We start from the raw sequence: 691 nt of genomic DNA on the forward strand, positions 1-691 counted from the left end.
AGCTTGCTGACGCGGCCGCGCAATTGGCAGGGGCCGGCGGCACGACCTCGCTGCTGGACAATCTACGCAGCGCGATCGGCATCGACGATCTCGACGTGACGACCGACGAGAAGGGGGGCACCGCGGTTTCGGCCGGCAAGTACCTCAACGACCGTACCTATGTGACAATCCAGAAGGGCGACAAACCGGGCTCCGGCAAGGCGACGATCGATCTCAATGTCGGGAGGGGCGTGAAGCTGCGCGGCGAGGCCAACGACGCGGGCGAAGCCAAGGGCGGCGTCTTTTACGAACGCGAATATTGACGGTGTTGCCCGCCCCGGCGGGCTGAAGAGGACTTTTGGCGCGCGCACGAGGCCCTGTCCGCCGGCAATGTCTTGATTTGATTGCCCTGTTAATTTTTGGAAATGTGCTGTGGACTAACAAATTTGCGTCAAGGCTGTCGCTATCACGCCAACCGGCCCAATTCCAAAGTTGCACATTCCCCACCATGTTCCAATTCCAAACCGGCTTTTGACATCACGGTCTGGATGCGGAATGTTAAAAGGCAGAAAGCCAAACAATGGGAGTCAGTCATGGCAATCTATAAAAGTAACGGTGACCGCGTTCCGGACCACATCCTGGCGATGGCCGAAGCGGCCAAGTCGGGCACGGTGGACCGCCGTGAATTCCTGGCTTTGGCCAGCGTTTTCGG

General features: G+C 59.0%; 1 protein-coding gene. It reads left to right on the forward strand.

All coding sequences use genetic code 11. The annotated features are described in order from the left end of the window. Nucleotides 1-302: translocation/assembly module TamB domain-containing protein (locus tag EOA60_RS35850; RefSeq protein WP_164899921.1), on the forward strand; the 302-nt coding region annotated here is incomplete at its 5' end. Nucleotides 303-691: the final 389 nt, after the last annotated feature.

It is taken from the genome of Mesorhizobium sp. M1A.F.Ca.IN.020.06.1.1 (assembly GCF_004023265.1).
In the GTDB taxonomy this organism is placed as follows: domain Bacteria; phylum Pseudomonadota; class Alphaproteobacteria; order Rhizobiales; family Rhizobiaceae; genus Mesorhizobium.